General features: G+C 57.7%; 18 protein-coding genes, 1 tRNA gene and 1 other RNA gene. 7 read left to right on the forward strand and 13 right to left on the reverse strand.

Going from position 1 to position 23,051, the window contains the following annotated elements; genetic code table 11:
• Positions 1-45: 45 nt before the first annotated feature.
• The 10 genes from FHJ80_RS11740 to betI all read right to left on the reverse strand — a co-directional run bounded on the left by FHJ80_RS11740 (position 46) and on the right by betI (position 13,043).
• The gene (locus FHJ80_RS11740; protein WP_139527353.1) at positions 46-1,785 is read right to left on the reverse strand and encodes an ABC transporter substrate-binding protein; all 1,740 of its coding nucleotides are present in this window, start codon (positions 1,783-1,785) and stop codon (positions 46-48) included.
• An 82-nt stretch (positions 1,786-1,867) separates the two neighbouring features.
• Positions 1,868-2,140 carry a DUF2160 domain-containing protein gene (locus FHJ80_RS11745; protein WP_044628030.1) on the reverse strand — a complete coding sequence of 91 codons (273 nt, stop codon included), beginning with the start codon at positions 2,138-2,140 and terminating at the stop codon, positions 1,868-1,870.
• A gap of 11 nt (positions 2,141-2,151) precedes the next feature.
• Positions 2,152-3,045: a carbohydrate ABC transporter permease gene (locus FHJ80_RS11750; RefSeq protein WP_139527354.1), complete on the reverse strand. Its 894-nt coding sequence runs from the start codon at positions 3,043-3,045 to the stop codon at positions 2,152-2,154.
• 1 nt (position 3,046) lies between these two features.
• Positions 3,047-3,934: a carbohydrate ABC transporter permease gene (locus FHJ80_RS11755; protein ID WP_044628028.1), complete on the reverse strand. Its 888-nt coding sequence runs from the start codon at positions 3,932-3,934 to the stop codon at positions 3,047-3,049.
• On the reverse strand, positions 3,927-5,027 hold the full coding sequence (locus FHJ80_RS11760; protein ID WP_139527355.1) for an ABC transporter ATP-binding protein: 1,101 nt from the start codon (positions 5,025-5,027) through the stop codon (positions 3,927-3,929). Before FHJ80_RS11760 ends, FHJ80_RS11755 begins: the two co-directional genes overlap by 8 nt.
• Entirely contained in the window at positions 5,020-6,120 is a 1,101-nt protein-coding gene (locus FHJ80_RS11765; protein WP_139527356.1) for an ABC transporter ATP-binding protein, read from the reverse strand. Before FHJ80_RS11765 ends, FHJ80_RS11760 begins: the two co-directional genes overlap by 8 nt.
• A gap of 393 nt (positions 6,121-6,513) precedes the next feature.
• Positions 6,514-9,000, reverse strand: a complete 2,487-nt coding sequence (locus tag FHJ80_RS11770; RefSeq protein ID WP_139527357.1) for an acyl-CoA dehydrogenase — start codon at positions 8,998-9,000, stop codon at positions 6,514-6,516.
• A gap of 207 nt (positions 9,001-9,207) precedes the next feature.
• Positions 9,208-10,884, reverse strand: coding sequence for a choline dehydrogenase (betA, locus tag FHJ80_RS11775; protein WP_139527358.1), 1,677 nt, complete (start codon positions 10,882-10,884; stop codon positions 9,208-9,210).
• 55 nt (positions 10,885-10,939) lie between these two features.
• On the reverse strand, positions 10,940-12,409 hold the full coding sequence (gene betB, locus FHJ80_RS11780; protein WP_139527359.1) for a betaine-aldehyde dehydrogenase: 1,470 nt from the start codon (positions 12,407-12,409) through the stop codon (positions 10,940-10,942).
• A 10-nt stretch (positions 12,410-12,419) separates the two neighbouring features.
• Complete coding sequence (betI, locus tag FHJ80_RS11785) at positions 12,420-13,043, reverse strand: transcriptional regulator BetI (protein ID WP_176558241.1); 624 nt, start codon at positions 13,041-13,043, stop codon at positions 12,420-12,422.
• Between the two features lie 194 nt (positions 13,044-13,237).
• Between betI and FHJ80_RS11790 the strand changes: the two genes are divergently transcribed.
• The 3 genes from FHJ80_RS11790 to ffs all read left to right on the forward strand — a co-directional run bounded on the left by FHJ80_RS11790 (position 13,238) and on the right by ffs (position 14,479).
• Positions 13,238-14,170: a choline ABC transporter substrate-binding protein gene (locus FHJ80_RS11790; protein WP_139527361.1), complete on the forward strand. Its 933-nt coding sequence runs from the start codon at positions 13,238-13,240 to the stop codon at positions 14,168-14,170.
• 91 nt (positions 14,171-14,261) lie between these two features.
• Positions 14,262-14,338, forward strand: a tRNA-Met gene (locus FHJ80_RS11795).
• Positions 14,339-14,382: 44 nt separating this feature from the next.
• Positions 14,383-14,479: signal recognition particle sRNA small type (gene ffs / locus FHJ80_RS11800), an RNA gene on the forward strand.
• Between the two features lie 207 nt (positions 14,480-14,686).
• On the opposite strand, the gene FHJ80_RS11805 is transcribed toward ffs, so the two are convergent.
• The gene (locus FHJ80_RS11805; RefSeq protein WP_139527362.1) at positions 14,687-17,878 is read right to left on the reverse strand and encodes an efflux RND transporter permease subunit; all 3,192 of its coding nucleotides are present in this window, start codon (positions 17,876-17,878) and stop codon (positions 14,687-14,689) included.
• Positions 17,879-17,884: 6 nt separating this feature from the next.
• Positions 17,885-18,940 carry an efflux RND transporter periplasmic adaptor subunit gene (locus FHJ80_RS11810; RefSeq protein ID WP_255303942.1) on the reverse strand — a complete coding sequence of 352 codons (1,056 nt, stop codon included), beginning with the start codon at positions 18,938-18,940 and terminating at the stop codon, positions 17,885-17,887.
• Positions 18,941-19,497: 557 nt separating this feature from the next.
• Here FHJ80_RS11810 and FHJ80_RS11815 point away from each other — a divergent pair.
• From FHJ80_RS11815 to FHJ80_RS11830, 4 genes are all read left to right on the forward strand, one after another.
• Positions 19,498-20,457 (forward strand): AraC family transcriptional regulator, encoded by a 960-nt coding sequence (locus tag FHJ80_RS11815; RefSeq protein WP_139527364.1) that lies wholly within the window; start codon positions 19,498-19,500, stop codon positions 20,455-20,457.
• A gap of 58 nt (positions 20,458-20,515) precedes the next feature.
• The gene (locus tag FHJ80_RS11820) at positions 20,516-21,298 is read left to right on the forward strand and encodes a DUF3750 domain-containing protein (protein WP_139527365.1); all 783 of its coding nucleotides are present in this window, start codon (positions 20,516-20,518) and stop codon (positions 21,296-21,298) included.
• 93 nt (positions 21,299-21,391) lie between these two features.
• Positions 21,392-21,790, forward strand: coding sequence for an antitoxin Xre-like helix-turn-helix domain-containing protein (locus FHJ80_RS11825; RefSeq protein ID WP_139527366.1), 399 nt, complete (start codon positions 21,392-21,394; stop codon positions 21,788-21,790).
• 11 nt (positions 21,791-21,801) lie between these two features.
• The gene (locus tag FHJ80_RS11830; protein ID WP_255303943.1) at positions 21,802-22,479 is read left to right on the forward strand and encodes an RES family NAD+ phosphorylase; all 678 of its coding nucleotides are present in this window, start codon (positions 21,802-21,804) and stop codon (positions 22,477-22,479) included.
• 19 nt (positions 22,480-22,498) lie between these two features.
• On the opposite strand, the gene mntR is transcribed toward FHJ80_RS11830, so the two are convergent.
• The gene (gene mntR / locus FHJ80_RS11835) at positions 22,499-22,978 is read right to left on the reverse strand and encodes a manganese-binding transcriptional regulator MntR (protein WP_139527368.1); all 480 of its coding nucleotides are present in this window, start codon (positions 22,976-22,978) and stop codon (positions 22,499-22,501) included.
• Positions 22,979-23,051: the final 73 nt, after the last annotated feature.

Genomic DNA, 23,051 nt, shown 5'->3' on the forward strand with positions numbered 1-23,051 from the left:
ATGACACCACGGAAAAGGGGCGGGCTGTCGCCCGCCCTATAGGTCTTAGCGGGTGCCAGCCGCCATCCATGCTTCCATCATTTCATCGTAAGGAACGGTGGTGCCTTGCGGCATCTCGTTATCCAGCTTCGCTTTGGGTGCGCCTTCCTGGTCGAGCCAGTACTGCGGGTCGCGTTCTTCGTTCAGCACCGGGGCATAGCTGTCGAAGACGTTGGCCCGTGCCAAGCGGTTCATGGTGTTGTCCATGTCGGCGGCGAGCTTGTCGAGGCCTTCTTGGGGCGTGACTTCACCACTCATCACCGGTGCCAGGTTCTGCCACCACAGCGGTGCCATGCGTGGGTAGTCCGGTACGTTGGTGCCGGTAGGGGTCCAGTTAGACTCGTTGGGGCTGCGGTAGAACTCCACCAGGCCGCCCAGTCGGGGTGCCATTTCGGTCATCTGCTCGGAGAAGATGTCCGACTCGCGAATTGGCGTTAGGCCCGCCATCAGTTTTTCCAGCGAGGTGGTTTTCGCCACGGTGAACTGGGCAAACAGCCAAGCGGCCGTGCGGCGATCTTCAGGCGTAGAGTCGAAGAAGGTCCAGGCACCTACGTCCTGATAACCCACTTTCATGCCCTCTTCCCAGTAGGGGCCGGTGGGGGAAGGCGCCATGCGCCACAGCGGATTGCCTTCATCGTCGGTCACGGCAACAGATGGGTCGGTCATGTCGGCGGTAAAGGCGGTATACCAGAAGATTTGCTGAGCGATATGGCCCTGGGCGGGCACGGGGCCAGCTTCACCAAAGGTCATGCCCTGTGCTTCTGGTGGCGCGAAGTCACGCAGCCAATCCACGGCTTTCTGCATGGCGAAGACGGAAGCAGGTGAGTTGGTCGCGCCACCCCGGCTGACGCTTGCGCCGACCGGCTGGCTCTCTTCGTTGACACGAATACCCCAGTCATCCACCGGATTGCCGGAAGGCACGCCGGGGCTACCCATGCCTGCCATGGAGAGCCAGGAGTCGTGGAAGCGCCAACCCAAAGAGGGGTCGCGGCGGCCGTAGTCCATGTGCCCGTATACCTTGGTACCGTCGATCTCACCGACATGCTCGGTAAAGAATTCGGCGATATCTTCATAAGCGGTCCAGTTGGTGGGCACGCCTAAATCGTAGCCGTAAATGTCACGGAACTGCTCTTGCAAGTCTTCACGCTGGAACCAGTCATAACGGAACCAGTACAGGTTGGCGAACTGCTGGGTAGGGAGCTGATAGAGGCTGCCATCGGGGCCGGTGCCATACTGCAAACCGATGAAGTCGTCCAGGTCCAGCGTGGGCAGGGTGTAGTCCGCCCACTCGTTCTCCATCGCTTGGCTGAGGTTGATGGTAGTGCCGTAGCGAATATGGGTGCCGATGGAGTCGGTGTCGTTCACGAAGCCGTCGTAGATGCTGTTGCCCGACTGCATCTGGTTCTGCATGGTGTCGACCACGTCACCTTCGCCAATGATGTTATGGGTCAGGTTGATGCCGGTCAGCTCGCTAAACGCGGGAGCGAGCACTTCGCTTTCATACACGTGCGTTGTCAGGCCTTCGGCTACGGTCTGAATATCCATGCCGCGGAACGGCTCGGCCGCTTTGGCAAACCAGAGTAGTTCTTCGATCTGCTCCTCGCGGCTGAGCGTCGAGTCTTGGAAGTGCTCGTCTACCAGGCGCTCCGCTATGGCCCGCGCGTCGTGGTCATCTGCCATGAGACTTCCCGATGCGAGCATTAGGCTAGCGGCGAGGGTAGTGAGTTTGAACTTGTTATTACGCATATTGACCTCGTTTTGTTGTGCTCTTCCTTGATGACGTGAGCGTCCTTGATACCGCCGTACATCCGCTGAGAAAGCCGTTGGCCTAGCCCCAGCGCATCAACACCAGCAGCCATACCGCTGATAGTGCCAGCGCTATCCAAATGGATAGCGTTGTGAAGCCAATCACCCCCAGGTGAATAAACGCGGCGGAGAGTAGGCCGATGAACAGCCGGTCGCCGCGGGTGGTGCTAATGGGTAGAAACCCCTTGCGTTCGACGGTGGGGGATAAGATCTCCCACAGCGTCATCCCTGCTAGCATCGCTGCAATGGATGAAAAGAAAATGGCAGTCGGTGTCGTCCATACCATCCAAGACATAACGGTGCTCCTTAGGTGCGGCCCAGGGCAAAGCCCTTGGCGATATGGTTGCGAACGAAGTACACCACCAAAATGCCCGGCACGATGGTCAGCACCCCGGCGGCGGCCAGTGTGCCCCAATCGATACCCGACGCGGTGGAGGTCCGTGTCATGATCATGCCAATCGGTTGGGCATCGGTCGCTGTTAGCGTGCGAGCCAGCAGCAGCTCGACCCACGAGAACATGAACAGGAAGAAGAGCGTCACACCGATACCGGAACGGATCATAGGGATGAAGATCTTGATGAAGAAGCGTGGAAAGCTATAGCCATCGATATAGGCCGTCTCATCGATCTCTTTCGGCACGCTGCTCATGAAACCTTCCAAAATCCAGATGGCCAACGGAATGTTGAACAGGCAGTGGGCCAACGCCACGGCAATGTGGGTATCGAACAAGCCTACCGAGTAGTAGAGCTGGAAATAGGGCAGCAGGAACACCGCAGGCGGTGCCATCAGGTTGGTGAGCAGCCAGAAGAACAGGTGCTTGTCGCCGATGAAGCGGTAACGGCTGAACGCATAGGCGGCAGGTAGCGCCACACAGATGGTGATCAGCATGTTGAGCGCTACATACAACATCGAGTTCACATAACCCATGTACCAGCTTGAGTTAGTGAAAATACCGATGTAGTTATCGAACGTTAGGTTTTGGGGCCATAGCGTCATCGAGCCCAAAATCTCGCTGTTGGTTTGCAGCGACATGTTGATAAGCCAGTAAATTGGCAAGATCATCATAAACAGATAGAGCCCCAAGAGAAACCGCGCGCGAAAGCGACTGCGAGCGTTGCGCTTGCGCCGTTGGGCCGGGGTCGTGCGGCTAAATATGGTGTTGTACTTCTCGCCCTGCTGGGCGTTGTCTATGCGGTACATATCATGCTCCCCCGTGCGGGTTCTTATCTTTTTGCATGTGCATGATGGTGGTGTAGAAGACCCAGCTCACCAGCAAAATGACCAGGAAGTAGATGATCGAGAACGCGGCAGAGGGTCCTAGATCCTGCTGGCCGATGGCCATGGTGGCCAGCGACTGGCTCAGAAAGGTCGTGGAGCTACCCGGGCCGCCGCCGGTCAGTACGAAAGGTTCGGCGTAAATCATGAACGAGTGCATGAAACGCAGGAGCACCGCAATGACCAGCACGTTGGTGAGCTTGGGAAGCTGGATGTAGCGGAAGATGGCCCACTTGGAGGCGCGGTCGATACGCGCGGCTTGGTAGTAAGCCTCGGGAATCGAACGCAGGCCGCTGTAGCAGAGCATGGCCACCAGTGGGGTCCAGTGCCACACGTCCATCAAAATGATCGTCGCCCAGGCATCCCCCGCATTGCGGGTAATGTTGTAGTTGATGCCCAACTCCCGCAGACCCCAGCCCATCAGGCCGATATCGCCACGGGTGAAGATCTGCCAAATGCTGCCCACCACGTTCCAAGGGATCAGAAGCGGCAGGGTAATCAAGATCAGTACGGCAGAGGCCTGCCAGCCGCGCTTAGGCATGATCAGCGCAATGCCAATGCCCAAAGGCACTTGGATGGCGAGAATGGTCAGGGAAAACAAAATCTGACGCACGAAGGCATCGCGCAGCGCCGAGTCGTTCAAGATGCTATGAAACCACTCGGTACCGGTGAAGAAGCGGGCATTAGGGCCGAGCACGTCCTGTACCGAGTAGTTGACCACGGTCATCAAAGGAATGATGGCGGAAAAGGCCACCAGCACCAGCATGGGAAGTACCAGTAGCCATGCGCGGTTATTGAGTACTTTGTTATTCATGGCCGATCTCCACTAGGTATTCATCGACATAAAGCGCGATGTGCTGATCGGAAAACGTGGCGTGGGCCGCGTCCCCGATCGGCGCATGCCCCTCGGGCAGCCTTGCCTTGAACAACTGGCCATTGAGGGTAAAGCTCAGCAATGAATAGGTGCCCAAGTCCTGCAGGTTGACCACTTCAATAGGTACGCTGTCAGCCCCGGGGGTTTGGCTGACGGAAATGAACTCAGGGCGAATGCCGAGTTTGATATTGCTAGAGCTAGACGCCGCCACGCTGCGGCTAATGGCCTCGTTCACAGGTAGTGGCAGATCGCCAAACATCACATTGCCCGCTCGATGGGTAACGCTCATGAAGTTCATGCCTGGGCTGCCAATGAAGTAACCCACGAAGGTATGCGCCGGTTTTTCGAACAGCTCACGAGGCGTGCCGAACTGCACCACCTGGCCGTCGTACATCACTGCGATCTTGTCCGCGAAGGTAGAGGCTTCGAGCTGATCGTGGGTGACGTAGATCATGGTGATATTGAAGCGCTCATGGATCTCTTTGAGCTTGCGGCGCAGCTTCCACTTCAGCTGTGGATCGATCACCGTGAGCGGCTCATCGAACAAGATGGCGGAGACGTCGTCACGCACTAGGCCGCGGCCCATGGACACTTTCTGCTTCTCATCGGCGGTGAGGTTTTTGGCTTTCCGAGAGAGCAGCGGCGTGAGATCGAGTATGTCGGCAATTTCACGAACTTTCGGGTCGACCTTGTACTCGGGAGTGTTCATGTTGCGTAACGGAAAAGCCAGGTTGTCGTACACCGTCATGGTGTCGTAGATCACCGGGAACTGAAACACCTGGGCAATGTTGCGCTCCTCCGGTGGCAGCTCGTTCACGCGATGCCCGTCGAACAGTACGTCACCTTCTGAAGGCTCCAGCAGGCCCGAAATGATGTTCAACAGCGTTGATTTACCGCAGCCCGACGGGCCCAGCAGGGCATAAGCGCCGCCCTGATGCCACACGTGATCCATTTGACGAATCGCGTAGTCGCTGTGGCTGCTAGGACTTTTGCTATAGCTGTGCGCCAAGCCTTTTAAAGTAATCTCAGCCATGGGCAACGCTCCCTTGAACAGAAGAGGGGATGTGCACGGTGCTGCCCTGTTTATCGAAGGCGTAGAGCTGATGCGTTGGGAAGTACACGTTGATCGCATCGTTGACGTGAAACTCGTGAATTCCCGATAAATGTAGCACCAGAGGGAAGCGCTCATGGCGCACGTGTAAGAACGTTTCAGAACCGCTTATCTCGGCGACGTCGACCCTGACTGGCAGCTCGAGATCGTCGACTGACTGGGGGTTGAGGGTGATATGAGAGGCGCGCACGCCAAAGTCGTAATCGCCAGGGGCTAGCATCTGCAGCGCTGGGTCGCAGGGAAAATGTAGCGACTGATCGAAGGTGATGTCCGTCGCGGTGAGTTTGCCGGGCACGATGTTGATCGGCGGCTCGGAGAACATTTCGGCACTATGGCGGCCGTTGGGTTCGCGATATACCTGCTCGGTGGGGCCGTACTGGAGCAGCCGTCCTTCGTGCAGCACGGCCGTATTGCCGCCGAGTGCCAGCGCTTCGTTGGGTTCGGTGGTCGCATAAACGGCAATGCAGTTACGGGCTTTGAACAGCTCACGCAACTCGTCGCGGAGTTCTTCGCGCAGTTTGTAGTCCAGGTTGACCAACGGCTCGTCGAACAAAATCAGATCGGCATCTTTGACGAGTGCCCGTCCCATGGCCGTCCGCTGCTGCTGTCCGCCGGAGAGCTCTTGCGGGTAGCGATCAAGGAGATGTTCGATATGCAGCATTTCGGCAATGCTGCCGACACGGCGATCGATTTCCTGCTGAGGCGTTTTGGCTAGTTTCAGCGGTGAAGCAATATTGTCGCGTACCGTCAGGCTGGGGTAATTGATGAACTGTTGGTAGACCATCGACACGTTGCGTTTGCGAACCGACACGCCCGTGACGTCTTTGCCGTCCATGAAGATGCGCCCGCGGGTAGGTTGCTCCAAGCCTGCCATGAGACGCATGAGCGTGGTTTTGCCTGCCAAGGTCCGTCCCAGCAATACGTTGAAGGAACCGGGTTCCAGTTCGAGATCCACCCCACTGATGTGGGATTGACCCCCGACGACATGGTCGATGTGTTGCAAATGTAAGGACATGCCAATCTCGCTAGCGTCGTTGTTATTGATAGGTGGTATCGATATGGGTGGTATCGTCGATAGTTGCGCAGCGCGCTGATCGCGGGATGGGTGGTTGGTCATGTTTGTTGACCGTTTATTATCAGACAACCTACCCAGGCGATATTTTCATTAACGAAAGGCTAGTTGATCATTTTCGAACTTGCAACGCTTTTGATGGCCGTTTGTATTCGCTTTTAGGCGTAGAAAGAGCCCGAATGGTGCTTTTTTGACTCGTTGAATCGACAGCTGAGCGTTCGGCAACGGCTTTTGAGTGCTTTCATGTTCGTTTGCTTCGTTTTAGAACATGACGTCCGCGCAAAAAAAACCGGCCCCAAAAGGGCCGGTCGAGGGTCTCGCTAGATGAGGGTCGTGTTATTTGACGCTGGTTTCTGCCGATGGTGACGCCTTGGCCGATGTTGCGTTGTGGTCGATCAATGTCGACTTGTCGTTGGCAAAGGCGTCGTAAGCGAAGTCATCGACGGTCAGCATTTCCAGTACTTCGGCTTCGAACGTGCGCATGAAGGCAGCGTCCTCTTCGTTGATCAAGCCTTTCTCCAACGCGGCTTCCACACGTGCTTCGGGGTGCAGCGCGGTTTGTGGCAGTTCCCCTTTGGAGTAGGCTTTGTTGACCGTGCGGTAGATCGCCTCGGCGCGGTCGTAATCACCCAGCAGAGCGTTGTAGCGTGCCAGCGGATTGCTCACCGCACCGTCGTCTTTGTCCCAGGTGTTCGAAAGCAGCTTGCTGCGCAGCGCGCTATGCGTCGATACCCGCTGGGCAATATCCCGCGCCAGGTCGTCATGGGGTTTGTTCCAACGGCGTCCCGTCGGCATGACGACTACTTTTAGCGTCTTGCCAAGCGCACGGTTGGGGAGATTGTCGAAAATCTCCACGAAGGCCTGTTCAGCGCGATTCAGCAGGAAGCGAAGACTGTAATGCAGGAGGGCTTCTTCACCTTCGACCTGATTACCGGTATGCCACTGCTTGAGCACCATGGAAGCCAGGTAGAGGTTGGAAAGCACGTCGCCCAAACGCGCCGAGAGCATTTCGCGTTTTTTCAGCGTGGAGCCCAGGCTGGCCATGGCGGCGTCGGCGCAGAGGCCAAAGCCGGCTGAGAGGCGTGCGATATCCTGGGCGTAGCCAGCAGCGGGGCCGCTAAACGGTACGCTCGGCTTGCCCATGCCTAGCCCAAGGGTGAAAGCGCGCGCCGCGTTGCCAAAGATCAAGCCCGCATGCCCGAAGAAGGCTTTGTCGAAGGCTTTGACGTCATTGGCGTCTTTCGCAGCCAGCTCTTCAAGCACGTAAGGGTGGCAGCGAATAGCCCCCTGGCCAAAGATCATCAGGTTGCGGGTCATGATGTTCGCGCCTTCCACGGTGATGGCTACCGGGTTGGCACTATAGCCAATGCCCAGGTAGTTGCGCGGGCCAAGCGTGACCGCTTTACCACCGTGAACGTCCATCGCATCGCTGAGCAGCACGCGCTGGAATTCGGTCAGCTGGCTTTTCAGAATGGCAGAGGGGACCGCTGGTTTCTCGCCGTGGTCGATCAGGTTAGCGGTTTGGTACACCGTGGCCGCCGAAATGTAGGCCAGCGACGCCATACGTGCCAACGGCTCTTGCACGCCTTCCATCTCGGCCACCGGCACGTTGAACTGACGACGCACGCGGGTGAAACCGCCGCTCCAGCCCAACGCGTAGCGCGCGGTGCCGGTGGCGCCAGAAGGCAGCGTAATGCAGCGGCCAATGGAGAGACACTCGACCAGCATACGCCAGCCTTGGCCGATCATGTCCGGGCCGCCGATGATGGTTTCCAGCGGTACGAACACGTCTTTTCCCTTGATCGGGCCGTTCATGAACGGGCTACCGATGGGGTGATGGCGACGACCGATCTCCATGCCTTGGGTATCGCGGGGAATTAGCGCCAGGGTAATACCACGGTCTTCCTCATCGCCCAGCAGGTTGTCCGGGTCGAACAAGCGGAACGCCAAGCCAACCACGGTGGCGATGGGCGCCAGGGTGATCCAGCGTTTCTCGAAATTCAGACGAACGCCGACCACTTCCTCGCCATCGATGACCTGCTTACACACCACGCCGGTATCCGGCAGCGAGGTCGCATCAGAGCCTGCACGGGGACCGGTAAGACCAAAGCAGGGAATTTCACGACCATCGGCCAGGCGCGGCAGATAGTGATCTTTCTGTGCTTGGGTGCCGTACTTCAGCAGCAGTTCGCCCGGGCCGAGAGAGTTGGGCACGCCCACGGTGACCATCAGCGTTTCGTTGGCGGAGAGCTTTTGCAGCACCATGGATTGCGCCTTGGCCGAAAAGCCCAGGCCGCCGTACTCCTTCGGAATGATCATGCCGAAGAAGCCCTCTTTCTTCAGGAAGTCCCACAGCTCCTGGGGCAGGTCGGCGCGCTCACGGGCGATATCCCAAGCGTTGCACATGCCGGCGGCTTTGGCGCACTGGCTGTCTAGAAACGCCTGCTCTTCATCACTCAAGCCGTCGTCTTTGAAGTCGAGCAGCGATTGCCATTGGGGTTTACCCGAGAAGAGTTCACCGTCCCAAGAGACGCTGCCCGCTTCCAAGGCGGTACGCTCGGTCGCCGATACTTTCGGGGCGACCTTTTTGAAAGTGGCAAAGATGCGCGGTGTCAACCATTGACGACGCAGCACAGGCAAGCCTGCAACGGCCACTGCCGCAGCGCCAATCAACAGCAGTGTGCCCACGACCGGGGCGCCGAGTACCAGGCCGACTAAGCCCAATACGCCTAATAGAGCAAGCGCAGGGGTGGCCCCTGCCTCGCGACGCATCACCACGAGCAAGCCGGCAGCGGCGAGCACGATGAGGAGTAAGGTGAGCATGGGTGTTCTCCGTGGGGTGGTTATCAATGAACGTATTTAAACGTATGTTTGAATATTCGCAGAGTCATGATGCTTAGTGCAAGCCTTTCACCGTTATACGTTCGCTTTATATCTTCAATGTAGCGCAGTTAGGGCATAAAAAAACGCCATGGCGCGGAACCATGGCGTTTTGACGCAGCGGGTCGATAAGCCCGCACTCGTCTCGGACTACGATGCCTGTTTGGCAGGCGCGCCGTTGGCGACGTAGTAATCGACGCTGGCACGGGGCAGGGGCTCGCGACCGCGAATACGGTCGGCGATTTTTTCGGCCAGCATGATGGTGGGAGCATTCAGGTTGCCGGTTGGAATGACCGGAAATAGTGATGCATCCACCACTCGCAGTCCTTCGAGCCCATGTACCCGGCCTTGGGCATCGGTCACCGCCATGTCACCCTCGCCCATGCGGCAGCTGCCGCAGGGGTGATAAGCAGTTTCGGCGTGCTGCTTGACGAAGTTGTCGAGCGCTTCGTCGCTCTGCACGTCTGGGCCAGGGGCAATTTCCCGGCCCCGGTAGCGATCAAACGCGGGCTGGGCGATGATCTCGCGAGTTAGGCGAATCGCGTCGCGGAACTCTTCCCAATCCTTCTCTTTGGCCATGTAGTTGAACAGAATGCTCGGTGCTGCATAGGGGTCTTTCGACGTAAGACGAATGCGTCCACGGCTCTCAGAGCGCATGGAACCGACGTGGGCTTGGAAACCGTGCGCCTCGACGGCACTTTTACCGTTATAGCTGATGGCAATGGGCAGGAAGTGGTACTGCAGGTTGGGCCACTCCTCGTCATCGCGGCTACGGATGAAGCCACAGGACTCGAACTGGTTGCTGGCGCCCACTCCGGTGCCCTTGAACAGCCATTCTGCGCCGATTTTCGGCTGGTTGTACCACTTCAGCGCCGGGTAGAGCGAAATGGGCTCCTTGCACTCGTACTGAATGTACATTTCCAGGTGGTCTTGCAGGTTTTCGCCGACGCCGGGCAGTTCATGCACGACGGGAATGCCTAGCTCTTTCAACCGCTCAGGATTGCCCACGCCGGAGCGCTGGAGGATTTGCGGCGAGGCAATCGCACCACCGCACAGCAGCACTTCGCGACGCGCGCGAGCCTGCTTGGGCTGGCCTTTCTGCTCGTAGCGGACGCCGACGGCACGCTTGCCATCGAATTCGATCACGTCGGTGACGGCGCGGGTTTCGATGGTCAGGTTGCTGCGCTGTTTGGCCGTGTCCAGGTAGCCGCGAGCGGTGGAGGCGCGGCGGCCCTTCGGCGTCACGAAGCGGTCCATCGGGCCGAAGCCCTCTTGTTGGTAGCCGTTGACGTCCTCGGTTTCTGGATAACCGGCTTGCTTGCCCGCCTCGATAAAGGTTCGGTAAAGCGGATTGTTGCCCGCTTTGGGCGTGGTCACGCTGACGGGCCCGTCGCCGCCGTGGTAGTCGTTCGGGCCGATATCGCGGGTTTCGCTCTTCTTGAAGTAAGGCAGGCAGCTCAAGTAGTCCCACTCCTCCAAGCCGGGCTGTTTGGCCCAGTGGTCGTAATCAAGCGCGTTGCCGCGGATGTAGCACATGCCGTTGATCAGCGAGGAGCCGCCAAGGCCTTTGCCACGGCCGCACTCCATACGGCGGTTGTCCATATGGGGTTCGGGGTCGGTTTCGAACGCCCAGTTGTAACGCTTGCCCTGCAGCGGGTAAGCCAACGCTGCGGGCATTTGGGTGCGAAAATCGAAACGGTAGTCAGGGCCACCGGCTTCCAACAGCAGCACGCTGACATCGCTGTCTTCGGTCAGGCGCGTGGCCAGCACGTTACCTGCTGAACCGGCGCCGATGATAATGTAATCAAACTCAGTTGCTTGAGACATAGCGGTTCTCTCATCCAGAAGGGGGAGTTCGGTGTACGAAAGCTGGGCTCAGCCTTTAAAACACCGACTCGAACGGCCCCATCTCGATCTGCACGGACTTGGTTTGCGTGTAGTGATTGAGCGTTTCCACTCCGTTTTCACGGCCAATACCGGACTCTTTGTAGCCACCCACCGGCATTTCAGACGGAGATTCACCCCACGTATTGACCCAGCAGATGCCGGCTTCTAACTGGTGAATCACACGGTGCGCGCGGTTCAGGCTTTCGCTGAAGACGCCGGCGGCTAGGCCGTACTTGGTATCGTTGGCGCGACGGATGACTTCCTCTTCGTCGTCGAAGGCCAGTACTGACATTACCGGTCCAAAGATCTCCTCTTTGACGATACGCATCTCGTCGGTGCAGTCGGTGAATACCGTGGGGGCCGCCCAAGCGCCTTTGGCCCATTCGCCGCTGTTCCACGCGTCGCCCCCGGCCAGCACGCGTGCGCCTTGCTCTTTGCCCAGTGCGATATAGGAGAGCACTTTTTCCTGATGCTCGAAGCTGACAAGCGGACCGAAATTGACGCTTGGATCCATCGGGTCGCCCGCTTTGATACGCGCTACACGCTCGACCAACTTGGCTTCGAACGCCTCTTTGACGCTGCGCTCGACGAACACGCGGGTACCGTTGGTGCAGATTTGGCCGCTGGAGTAGAAGTTCGCCATCATGGCGGCATCGGCTGCGCGATCAAGATCCGCGTCGGCAAACACGATCAGCGGAGATTTACCGCCGAGTTCCATCGTCACGTCTTTTAGCGTGGAACCACCGGCAGCGGCCATGACCTTCTTACCCGTGCCGACTTCCCCCGTGAACGAGACTTTGGCAATGCCCTCGTGCTCGGTCAGCATGGCGCCGACGCGACCATCGCCCTGTACCACGTTGAACACGCCGTTCGGTAGGCCTGCTTCGGTGAAAATGTCGGCAAGCTGCATCGCCGTCAGCGGCGTCACTTCGCTGGGCTTGAAGACGATGGCGTTACCCGCTGCCAGCGCCGGAGCCGCTTTCCAGCAGGCGATTTGAATCGGGTAGTTCCAGGCACCAATGGCGCCGATCACACCTAGCGGTTCGCGGCGGGTATACACGAACGAGCTGTCGCGCAGAGGAATCTGGTGGCCCTCGATGGCGGGGGCAAGGCCTGCGTAGTACTCCAGGGCATCGGCACCGGTCACGATATCGACGCTGGCGGTTTCGCTGATGGGTTTACCGGTATTGCGGGTTTCCAGCTCGGCGAGCTCATCGTTGCGTTCGCGCAGAAGTGCCACGGCGCGTAGCAGGATGCGCGAGCGCTCCATGCCGGTCATCGCGGCCCACTCGCGCTGGCCACGCTGTGCGGCCTGAACGGCGCTATCGACATCGGCTTGGCTTGCTTGACCAATGGTGGCCAGCAGGCTGCCATCATAAGGATTGGTCACGGTAAACGTTTCGCCGGAGGTGGCATCAACCGGGCGACCATCGATGTAGAGGGGCTGTACGTCTTGAGCGGCCATGTCGATCTCCTTAGTAAAATTCGGCAGCGGATGCGTCTTCGAAGCACCCGTGGTGTGTCAGTAACTGGTCGAGATAGGTGTGCGCAAGGAGCCGTGCCTCGTCGGCATTCAAGCCTTCGGGCGCCAGTGCACCGCGCAGCCAGAGCCCATCGATCATAGCCGCCAGACCACGGGCAGCGTTGCGGGCATCGGCTCGGGGCATGACGCGATGAAACTGGTGGCAAAGATTGGTATATAGGCGGCGGTCGTTGACGTACTGAAGACGTTGCAACACTGGCTTGTGCATGCTGCTTGCCCAGAAGGCAAGCCACGTCTTCGCGGCGGGCCCGGTGACCTGAGTCCGGTCGAAGTTACCCTCGATAATGGCACCAATATGGGCGCGGGGAGAGTCATCTTCTAGTGCACGGCGTCGCGCCGCAACGGCATCGCTGAGATCGGTCAATATTTGCCGCATCGTGGCTTCCAGCAAGCCATCCTTACCGCCGAAGTAGTGGCTAATGATGCCAGCGGAAACCCCCGCATGACGGGCGATACGCATGACCGTTGCCTCGGCAAGACCCATTTCGTCAATGGCCGCCATCGTTGCCTTGATTAACTGCTGGCGGCGTATTGGTTCCATTCCCACCTTTGGCACAGCTATCTCCTAATGACGTTGAATGCCCATTGGCTCCTCACCTTGAAATGAAGGAGTAGGCATGATTACCTAACCATGATGGCATTTTTTTATTGAACGTTCAATCAATAAAAGTGTGTCGAATAGTTTCTCGCCTCTGCATTGCTCGCCGTAGAGGGCGTTTCAACATAACGGATAACGAGGAAAGACGACGGATGAAACAGCTAACCAAACGCCACTTGAGTGCTCTGTTCGTGACCGCCTGCCTGCCGATGACGGCTGCTGCCAATGAGTGTAGTAGCGTTCGTTTTGCCGAGGTGGGCTGGACCGATATCACCGCCACGACGGCCTTGGCCAGCGAAGTATTGGAAGCGCTAGGCTATGAACCCCGTGTCGATACGGTCTCGGTGCCCATTGCCTACGCCGGCATGCGTAATGACGATTTCGACGTCTTCTTGGGTAACTGGATGCCCTCCATGGCCTCCATCAGCGACCCCTACATCGAGCGTGGCGAGGTCGAACGTCTAACGGCCAACCTCGAAGGGGCCAAGTACACCCTGGCAGTGCCGCAGTACGTATACGACGCGGGCGTGACCTCGGTGAATGATCTAGCCGAGCATGCCGATCGGTTCGAGCAGCGCATTCACGGCATCGAGGCGGGCAATGATGGCAACGAACTCATTCAGCAAATGATCGATGATGATGCCTATGGGCTAGGTGATTGGCAGGTGATCGACTCCAGCGAGGCGGGCATGCTGGCCGAGCTGAGTGCGCGGGTTCCCAATGAGAAGTGGATGGTGTTCCTGGGTTGGGAGCCGCACCCCATGAACACCAATTTCGAGATGGCGTACCTGTCTGACGCAGACGACTATTTTGGACCCAATCTCGGTGGCGCGACGGTCTATACCAATACCCGCGCTGGTTTCGTCGAGTCTTGCCCGAACGTCGGTGAGTTGCTGAGCAACATGACGTTCACGCTGGAGATGGAAAACCAGTTGATGAGCGCCATCATGGACGAGGGGGTCGAACCTCGAGAAGCGGCGCGTGACTACCTGAGTGCACATCCCGATGTATTGGAGGCGTGGTTGGAAGGCGTGACGACGCGTGATGGCGGCGACGCACTACCTGCCGTACAGTCGGCGTTGTAAGCGCGTGCGTTGAGCGCATGAAAAGGCAGGCCATTTCGGCTTGCCTTTTGCCGCTAATATAGGCATACTCTGCACCCGCTGATGTCGGAAAGGCTACGTAGCTCAGTTGGTTAGAGCACATCACTCATAATGATGGGGTCCCCTGTTCAAATCAGGGCGTAGCCACCAATCAGCGTCAGTATGCATTCAAACGCATACGATTATGGTGGCCCCTTAGGTCCTCCCGCAACGCTAAACTGCGAACCCCGCCAGGCCCGGAAGGGAGCAACGGTAGTGGTGGCTGCGTGTGCCGGGATGTGGCTTTTGGGGCCGCCTCCATTTCTGAGTTCTACTTTCCAGACAATTACCCTTCGTCCTAATTCGTTACCGCCTGTTAAGTCTACTGATTGCTCATGATCGCATCGTCGGAACGTGGGCAATGTCATCTGTCCGGTAAAAGTGCCAGTCATGGAATGGCGAGGGCGCTTCTGGAAAGCACCCTCGCTCTTGGCATGTGCTGATTGGCAACCCTCGTTATCACTCCGTGTGGAGTTGGTTGGAGGGAAGGGCGGGGCCACCCAACGAAGCGCCGTGATGGCTGACGAGCGGTCGCGATCCCGAGAGTTTACGCAGTGACACGTAAAACACCGGTGTCAAGAACAGGCCAAACAGAGTAACGCCGATCATGCCCGCAAACACCGCCGTGCCAAGTGCTGCGCGTACCTCGGCGCCTGCGCCGGTAGCGATCACCGACGGTAAAACTGCTGCCGTGAAAGCAATCGAGGTCATGATGATCGGCCGCAACCGTAGTCGGCAGGCTTCCAGGGCGGCTTCCACGATGCTCTTGCCCTGCAGTTCCAACTCGCGGGCGAATTCCACGATCAGTATGGCGTTTTTACACGCCAGGCCAATCAGCACGACCAGCCCTACCTGCACGAAGATATTGTTATCGCCACTGCCAAACCATACGCCGATCAGCGCGGCCAGCATCGACATGGGTACAATCAGAATGACGGCGAGTGGTAGCGTCCAACTCTCGTAAAGCGCGGCCAACACCAAAAATACCAGTAGGATCGACAGCGGGAAGACGATCATGGCCGCATTACCCTGGGTGGATTGCTGGTAGCTCAAGTCGGTCCATTCAAGCGCCATGCCTGGTGGTAACACTTCTTCCGCCACGGCGTTAATAGTCTCCATTGCTTGGGCAGAGGAGAGGTCGCGGGGATCAAATTCGCCGGCCAAGTCCGCCGCTGGGTAGCCGTTGTAGCGCAGCACCGGGTCGGGCCCGAAGGTTTGCTTGATATCTACCATCGTGCCGATGGGAACCATCTCCCCCCGATCATTACGGGTACGTAGCCGGGCGATATCTTCAACGCTGGTGCGGTAAGGGGCGTCCGCTTGGGCGATTACCTGCCAGGTGCGGCCAAAGCGGTTGAAGTCATTCACGTAGGTCGAGCCAAGATAGGTCTGCAGGGTATCGAACAGTTCGGTCAACGGCACGCCCTGGGCCTTGGCTCTCAGCCGGTCCACCTCGGCATCCAACTGCGGTACGTTGGATTGATAGCTGCTGATCGGAAAGCCCATCCCCGGTGTTTGCGCAATCGCGCCCTGGAGTTGATTGACCGCCTGCTGCAGCGCCCCGTAGCCAAGATTGCCGCGATCCTCAATGAATAGCTGGAACCCCGATCCATTGCCCAAGCCAAGAATCGGTGGTGGCATGAAAGAAAACGCAAACCCCTCTTTCAAACCACCAATGCCCTGGTTGATGCGGGCGTTTATCTCCGCGGCGCTAAGACTTCGCTCATCAAAGGCGCTGAGGGTCAGAAAGGCCACCCCGGTGTTGGAGGTGTTGGTGAACTGCAGCGCGTTCAGGCCGGGAAAGGCAATGGCGTGCTCCACGCCTTCGGTCTCCATGGCAATATCCACCACGTCCTGAAGCATCTCGTCGGTTCGCTCCAGCGACGCCCCTTCCGGCAGGATGACACCAGCAATCAGGTAAAGCTTGTCTTGCACTGGAATGAAGCCAGGCGGCACTGCTTTGAACATCACGCCGGTGCCTAATAGAAGTAGGGCGTAAATTACGAACACCGCGCCACGATGCTTTAGGGAGCGGGCCACGCTGCTCTGGTACTTGTTGGAGCTGGCATTAAAGAAACGGTTGAAAGGACGGAAAATCCAGCCGAACAGGGTATCTATCACACGGGTGAGGCGATCTTTGGGCGCGTTATGGGGCTTGAGTAGCATCGCCGCCAGCGCGGGAGAGAGCGTCAGGGAGTTGATGGTGGAGATCACCGTGGAGATGGCAATCGTCACCGCGAACTGTCGATAGAACTGACCGGTCACCCCAGACAGGAAAGCCATGGGGATAAACACTGCACACAGTACCAGGCCTACGGCAATGATAGGGCCAGAGACTTCCCGCATGGCCTGATGAGCGGCGGCCTGTGGCTTTAAGCCCTCTTCGATATTGCGCTCGACGTTTTCCACCACCACGATGGCGTCGTCCACCACGATACCGATGGCCAACACCAGGCCAAACAGTGTCAGCGTGTTGATGGAGTAGCCCAGCAGGTAGAGCGCGCCAAAGGTGCCGATCACCGAGACCGGTACCGCCAGCAATGGAATGATAGAAGCTCGCCATGTTTGCAAGAACAGCGTGACGACCAGCACCACCAGCAGTACGGCTTCCAGTAGGGTGGCGATCACCGACTTTATAGAATCATTCACAAAGATCGTGGTGTCGTAGACGGCTTCGTACTCGACACCTTCTGGGAACTGCTCGGACAGCTCCTCCATGGTGGCAATCACCTGCTCGCGAATCTCCAGCGCATTGGCACCCGGTGCCTGGAATATACCCACTCCTACCGCGTTATTGCCGTCTAGCTGCGAGCGCAGCGTATAGTCCCCGGCACCCATTTCCAGCCGGGCCACATCCGCCAGCCTCAGTATTTCGCCGCTGTCACCACGACTAAGTACGATGTCACCAAACTCTTCCACCGTTTCCAACCGCCCGCGGGCGTTGATCAGAGTGAGAAAATCGCTATTCGCGATGGGTTCGGCGCCCAACTGCCCGGCAGAGACCTGCACGTTCTGCTCGCGCATGGCCCCAACGACATCGCTGGCCGTCAGGCCTCGGGCGGCTATTCGGTCTGGATCCAGCCATGCGCGCATGGCGTAATCTCCGCCACCGAAGATTTGCGCATCCCCTATCCCTTCGAGCCGGGCGAGTCGGTCGCGTACATTCAGTCGAACATAGTTGCGCAGATAAAGGGTGTCGTACTCACCGCTAGGTGAGGTTAGATGAACGACCATCAAAAACGTTGGCGATTGTTTTTGGGTAGTGACGCCTTGACGACGTACGGCTTCCGGCAACCTAGCCTCTGCCTGGCTAACGCGGTTCTGCACGCGAACCGCCGCCTGTTCAGCATCGGTGCCGGGACGGAAGGTGACGGTCATTTGCAGTACGCCATCAGAGCCTGCAACAGACTTGAGGTACATCATGTCCTCAACGCCATTGATGGCTTCCTCCAACGGCGTCGCTACGGTCTCGGCAATCTCCTGCGGATTGGCACCGGGGTAAACGGTTCTCACCACCACTGAGGGCGGCACGACATCCGGGTACTCGCTTATCGGTAGATTGGGAATGGAGATCAGCCCCACCGCCAGAATGATGATCGATAGCACGGCCGCAAAAATCGGACGGTCCACGAAAAAACGGGAGAAATTCATGGCGATTTACTCTTCCCTGGCCGCAATGGCGGGGGGCTCATTGGAAGCACGGATGTTAGCCACCGGTGCGGTCGCTACGCTTTTGGGGCTCACTTCCATACCGGGGAAGAACACTTTTTGTACACCATTGACGATCACTCGATCACCTGCTTGAAGCCCATCGATGATGACGGTACGTTCTGCTACCTGCCTTCCTGTGGTGACCTGTCGCTGTTCTGCTAGGTTATGCTCATTGACGACATAGACGTAGCGGCGATCTTGATTAGTCAGCACTGCCTTACGGTCTATCAGTAAGGCTTGCTCTAAGCGAGCAACCGGCATTTCGACCCTTGCAAACTCTCCAGGCCGAATGCGGCCATCTGGATTGGCCAGCACCGCCCGGAATTGTAAGGTGCCCGTACTGGGATTTAAGCGATTGTCGATAAAGTCTAGGGTGCCCGTGTACTGCCGTTGCGGGTCGCCGCCCAGTTCGATGGCCAAGTGATTCGACACCTCATTGCTGAAGAGTGCACGGCTGGCAAATGCAGCTTGCTCGTCTGCATCAAAGTAAACGTGTACCGGATCAATACTCACCAGCGTGGTCAACAGGCTCTGGTCGGCATTGGCTAGGTTGCCGCGAGTTACCATCGCCCGTCCGATGCGTCCACTAATCGGAGCCGTTATGCGTGTATACGCGAGGTCAAGCTCGGCGGTCTGCAGCGCAGCTTCGGCAGCAGCCACCATAGCGCGGTTATTATTCAGAGCCGATTGGCGCTGATCATGCACCTCTTGGGAAATGGCCTGACGCCCCAGTAACACCCTGGCACGCTCGGCCTCGCTGCTGGCCTGAGCCAATTGGCTCCTGGCTTGTGCAAGATCCGCTTGGGCCGCGCTCACGCGGGCTTGGTAGGGACGTGGATCGATGAGAAACAGTAACTCTCCCTGTTCGACCAGGTCGCCCTCTACAAAGGCCACCTCTTGGATATAGCCGCTAACCCGAGCTCTCAACTCCACCGTTTCGGCGGCTTCTACCCGTCCAGTGAATGACTCACTCAACACCATCGGCTGAGTCACTACTTCCACTACGTCAACCTCGGGTGGCGGCTGCGAGGGGGCGGCTGCCCCATCGCTCTGAGCCTCGCAGCCAGCGAGTAAGACCATGATGAGTAAAAACGGTATGACAGCCCGACTACGTTCAAGGCGGACTCTTCGAGAAAAACTTCTCATGAGGGTTTGCTCCCTTGGCTACCGGCAACCGGTAGTGGCTTTCGTTATGCTGTTGGAGGGCGCGTTGGCAGTCATGTCGTTGATTCAGTAGCGCCAGATTCGACCAGAGACCCTAAGCACTGATTGGATACGAGCTAACATAGGGGATCGGGGATCGTGAGAGGTATCAGGTTCCTGCGGAAAGATTGCCTAATTCTGTCGCAGTGAGTGAAAGCGCAAAGAAGCCGGTGGAGGCGAAACAACGACGTGTGTCAACGACGTGTTTCGGTGCAAAGGAAAGATGACAACCTGATGACACTGAGTGCGAATTGTCGGTTTCGACGGCGTACTTGCCTAATTCTGCAAAACCAACCGAAAAGCCTTCGGTTCTTCAGGAGAGGGCATATACTGCAAATTATTAAGGAGGAAATCCCGTGACCGTTATCGCGCCCGAACAGATTGCACAGTGCAGCGACAGCTTGTTACCGCAATTGAGCCAGGTCGTCCGCCGTTGGTCGCCGCTGGAAGCCCTTCAGGACACGGCGATTGCCGAAGTCCAACTGGTGCGCACTGATGCCCCTAGTAGTTTTCACTGTGCCGTCTATGAGCCGTGCCTGTGCTTCGTTATTCAGGGGAGCAAAACCGTATTGCTGGGTGACAAGGAGATCATCTACACCGGCCCCAGCTACATGGCGAGCGCCGTTCATTTACCGGTGGTGGGCAGGATTGACCATGCTTCACCAGAAAAACCTTTCCTAGCAGTAAAGGTCTCGGTGGACCCCCAGGAGGTGGCGGGGCTAATACTAGAGTTAGGGGATAGGGCTCCAAATGGGGGGCGTGATGCTATCTGTCCTGAGATGGACTGCGGGTTAACGTCGGCGTACATGGATCCCCTGATGCAGGGCGCGCTCTATCGTTTGTTAAGTCTACTCGACTCACCGGAAGATATTCAGGTGCTTTCGCCGCTAGCGCGACGAGAGTTAATCTATCGAGCATTAACGGGTGCCATGGGCCCGCACATGCGTCGGTTTGCTGCCTCAGACTCCCAGGCTAATCGGATTGCGCAAGTGATTGACACGCTTAAAGAGCACTATGCCCAGCCGCTTAAGATCCGCGAATTGGCAGCGACCGTTAACATGAGCGAATCGACGCTTTATCATAGCTTTCGTCAAGTGACACGCATGTCGCCCCTGCAGTACCAAAAGAAGCTGCGTCTACACGAGGCGCGACGGCTGATGCTGGCGGAGGGGCTCGAGGCAGCCACTGCAAGCTACCGGGTAGGCTATGAAAGCCCTTCCCACTTCAGCCGCGAATATAGCCGCATGTTTGGCGCACCACCACGCGCCGACGTTAGCCAGTTGCGAGGGGCATACGCAGAGTCGCAGCCCGCCTGAACAATAGCGTCATGGATAGTTGCTGCAGTGGATTCCCCTCTCTCATCTGGATAGTTTCATGAAAACCGTATTGCGCTGGCTGGCTGCCGTGACGGCCTTGTTGGTCTTATTGCTGGCAGGCCCGGTGTGGATATTGGCCAGTCAACAGGTCATTACCGATGGGCACTGGTCGAATCTCGATCGTTCGTCTGCAGGGTTGGCCCCCTCTCCGGATCGCGTCCAAGATGCTGTCGTACAGGTCTATGCGGCCCGTGCCTATAGCTGGCGCGGCGCCTTTGGTGTGCATATTTGGATTGCGACCAAAGCAGAGGGCGCGCGGGAGTATCAACTGCATCAAGTGTTGAGCTGGCGACGCCCAACGGTCGTCTCCTCCATCGATACGCCTGACCGAGCCTGGTTTGGACACCCGCCTGAGCTGCTTGCTGACTATCGCGGCGCGGCGGCTGCCGATTTGATCCCCCATATACAAGACGCCGTAGCGCGCTATCCGCAAGCCGATCTGTACCGAGTTTGGCCAGGCCCCAATAGCAACAGCTTCATTGCTTGGGTGATCCGCGAGGTCGATGGTTTCGATGTGGCGCTACCCACGACCGCCGTGGGGAAAGACTATCTGTTCAATGGCGTCGTCGCCCGCGTGCCCAGCGGGACGGGGTATCAGCTCTCGCTGGGAGGCGTGTTGGGCATTATGCTAGCGCTGGAGGAGGGCATCGAGCTCAACCTGCTGGGCATGAGTGTCGGTATCGATATTATGCGCCCCGCTCTCAAACTGCCTGGCATTGGTCGACTGGGTATGCCTGCCAAGGTGGCGGGAAGCAGTAACGCATCGTCGTTAGCGCAGTGATATGGCGTTGCCAGTCTTGAGTAGACGCGCACATGTCTTTCTAGGCACTTTTGTTCTAGAATGGTGTTTGTAGACATTAAGCTGGGAAGTGCCATGCAAACAGCGCAAGAGTTTGCCCATGATAAGTCAGCGGCTGCGGTGGGGTTGAAAGCCGCGGTACGTATTCTCGAGAAGTGGCGAGCCTCTGGAGAGCAGGGCGAGGCGATTCTGCGCGTCTCTCACAGTACCTACGCTCGTGCTCGGCGCGGCGATCTGGCAGCGATCAAGTTAGATAGTGACCAGCTTACGCGTATCAGCTATGTGCTGAACATCCACGCGGCACTGCGTATGATCTTCGACAACCCGGACAACCTGTATGGGTTCGTGAACATGGTCAATCACAACCCTTTTTTCAATGGTCGCACACCGCTGGCCATTATGGGCACGGGGGACTTTGCCGCGCTTTACGAAACCTATAAACGCATCGACAGCCTGCGGGGTGGGCAGTGGTAAAGGCGGCTGATTTGCCCGTACTGCCAGCCCGTGACGTCACCGGCTATCGATTGGTGAACAGTAAATTCCCGCCCATCGATTTGTTCGATGACGTGGCAGACCCTGACGAGTTCGCCGCTCTCCATGCGCTTCAGTCGCTCACCAACCCGCGGTTGCAAAACGAGGTGGGCGACTTGGCGCTGCTGCCGCTCGACCAGATTCCTTTCGGTATTCGTGGCTGCTCGTATGCCGTGGCACCCTTTACGCACATCAATCCCGAAGGGTCACGTTTCAGCGATGGCAGTTTTGGCGTGCTGTATTTTGCCGATACGCTGGAGACTGCGATTGCGGAGGTCAAACATCATCAGCAAACGTACTGGCGGCGCGTGCCAGGTCTTCGCTATGAGCGGTTCGTTTTTCGGGGGTTGAGAGGCGTCTTCAATGAGGTATCAATAGGCGATGCGCTGACGCTGCCGAGCGATCATCTTGTCTACGCCCCCGATCATTACACGGCGTCTCAGCCCTTCGGTACAGACGTCCGACGTACGCTAAACGGTCTCCGTTACCGCTCGGTCCGTCGACCCGGTGCCCACTGTTGGGCGCTCATGACGCCGCGTCATGTGACGGACATCATCCAGACCACCCATTTGGAGATGATCTGGAGCGGCGCCATCACCCAGGTGAATCATCTACGTGTCACCCAGCCATAGCGGCGTGCGGAAAAGAGGTTCAGTTATTTTGCTGCTGGTCAGTGAAGCGCTGCATGATCGTGAGCGTCTCATCGCTGACATGGTGTTCCATGCCTTCTGCGTCGATGCGGGCAGTGCTGTCGTCCACGCCTAACGCTCGCAAGAAATGCAGCACGATATCGTGACGAGCACGAGACGTTTCCGCCATTTTTTGACCTTCGTCGGTCAAAAACAGCGAGCGATATGGCTTGCTGGTCACCAGACCTAACTCGTTCAATCGACGGATCATTTTCGATACCGTCGCTTGACTAACGGCCATTCGGTTAGCAATGTCGGCCGCGCGCGCCTCACCGCGATGACGAATCAGGTCGCCAATCAATTCGACGTAGTCTTCGATGAGCTCCGTTTCGTGGGCATTGCGCACGGCTTCGTATTGCTGGGCGTGCTGTTCCACAGGCGGTAGTGCATCACCACTGTGTCCAGAGGGGGGTGAGGTGCGCCGCTGTTGGTGATCACTCATTGGCAAAGGTTATCAAAGTTAGTGGAAACGTTAATTGGCGATGGTAGCGCATTTTTGAAGATAATTGTTAGCC

Origin of the sequence: Halomonas sp. BL6, assembly GCF_006228115.1 — a bacterium.
GTDB classification, from domain to species: Bacteria; Pseudomonadota; Gammaproteobacteria; order Pseudomonadales; family Halomonadaceae; genus Vreelandella; species Vreelandella piezotolerans.

What these genes read in the sequence shown, in the direction of transcription:
- FHJ80_RS11740 (WP_139527353.1), bottom strand. Translation starts at nt 1,785, where the DNA reads ATGCGTAATAACAAGTTCAAACTCACTACCCTCGCCGCTAGCCTAATG.
- FHJ80_RS11745 (WP_044628030.1), bottom strand. Translation starts at nt 2,140, where the DNA reads ATGTCTTGGATGGTATGGACGACACCGACTGCCATTTTCTTTTCATCC.
- FHJ80_RS11750 (WP_139527354.1), bottom strand. Translation starts at nt 3,045, where the DNA reads ATGTACCGCATAGACAACGCCCAGCAGGGCGAGAAGTACAACACCATA.
- FHJ80_RS11755 (WP_044628028.1), bottom strand. Translation starts at nt 3,934, where the DNA reads ATGAATAACAAAGTACTCAATAACCGCGCATGGCTACTGGTACTTCCC.
- FHJ80_RS11760 (WP_139527355.1), bottom strand. Translation starts at nt 5,027, where the DNA reads ATGGCTGAGATTACTTTAAAAGGCTTGGCGCACAGCTATAGCAAAAGT.
- FHJ80_RS11765 (WP_139527356.1), bottom strand. Translation starts at nt 6,120, where the DNA reads ATGTCCTTACATTTGCAACACATCGACCATGTCGTCGGGGGTCAATCC.
- FHJ80_RS11770 (WP_139527357.1), bottom strand. Translation starts at nt 9,000, where the DNA reads ATGCTCACCTTACTCCTCATCGTGCTCGCCGCTGCCGGCTTGCTCGTG.
- betA (WP_139527358.1), bottom strand. Translation starts at nt 10,884, where the DNA reads ATGTCTCAAGCAACTGAGTTTGATTACATTATCATCGGCGCCGGTTCA.
- betB (WP_139527359.1), bottom strand. Translation starts at nt 12,409, where the DNA reads ATGGCCGCTCAAGACGTACAGCCCCTCTACATCGATGGTCGCCCGGTT.
- FHJ80_RS11790 (WP_139527361.1), top strand. Translation starts at nt 13,238, where the DNA reads ATGAAACAGCTAACCAAACGCCACTTGAGTGCTCTGTTCGTGACCGCC.
- FHJ80_RS11805 (WP_139527362.1), bottom strand. Translation starts at nt 17,878, where the DNA reads ATGAATTTCTCCCGTTTTTTCGTGGACCGTCCGATTTTTGCGGCCGTG.
- FHJ80_RS11820 (WP_139527365.1), top strand. Translation starts at nt 20,516, where the DNA reads ATGAAAACCGTATTGCGCTGGCTGGCTGCCGTGACGGCCTTGTTGGTC.
- FHJ80_RS11825 (WP_139527366.1), top strand. Translation starts at nt 21,392, where the DNA reads ATGCAAACAGCGCAAGAGTTTGCCCATGATAAGTCAGCGGCTGCGGTG.
- mntR (WP_139527368.1), bottom strand. Translation starts at nt 22,978, where the DNA reads ATGAGTGATCACCAACAGCGGCGCACCTCACCCCCCTCTGGACACAGT.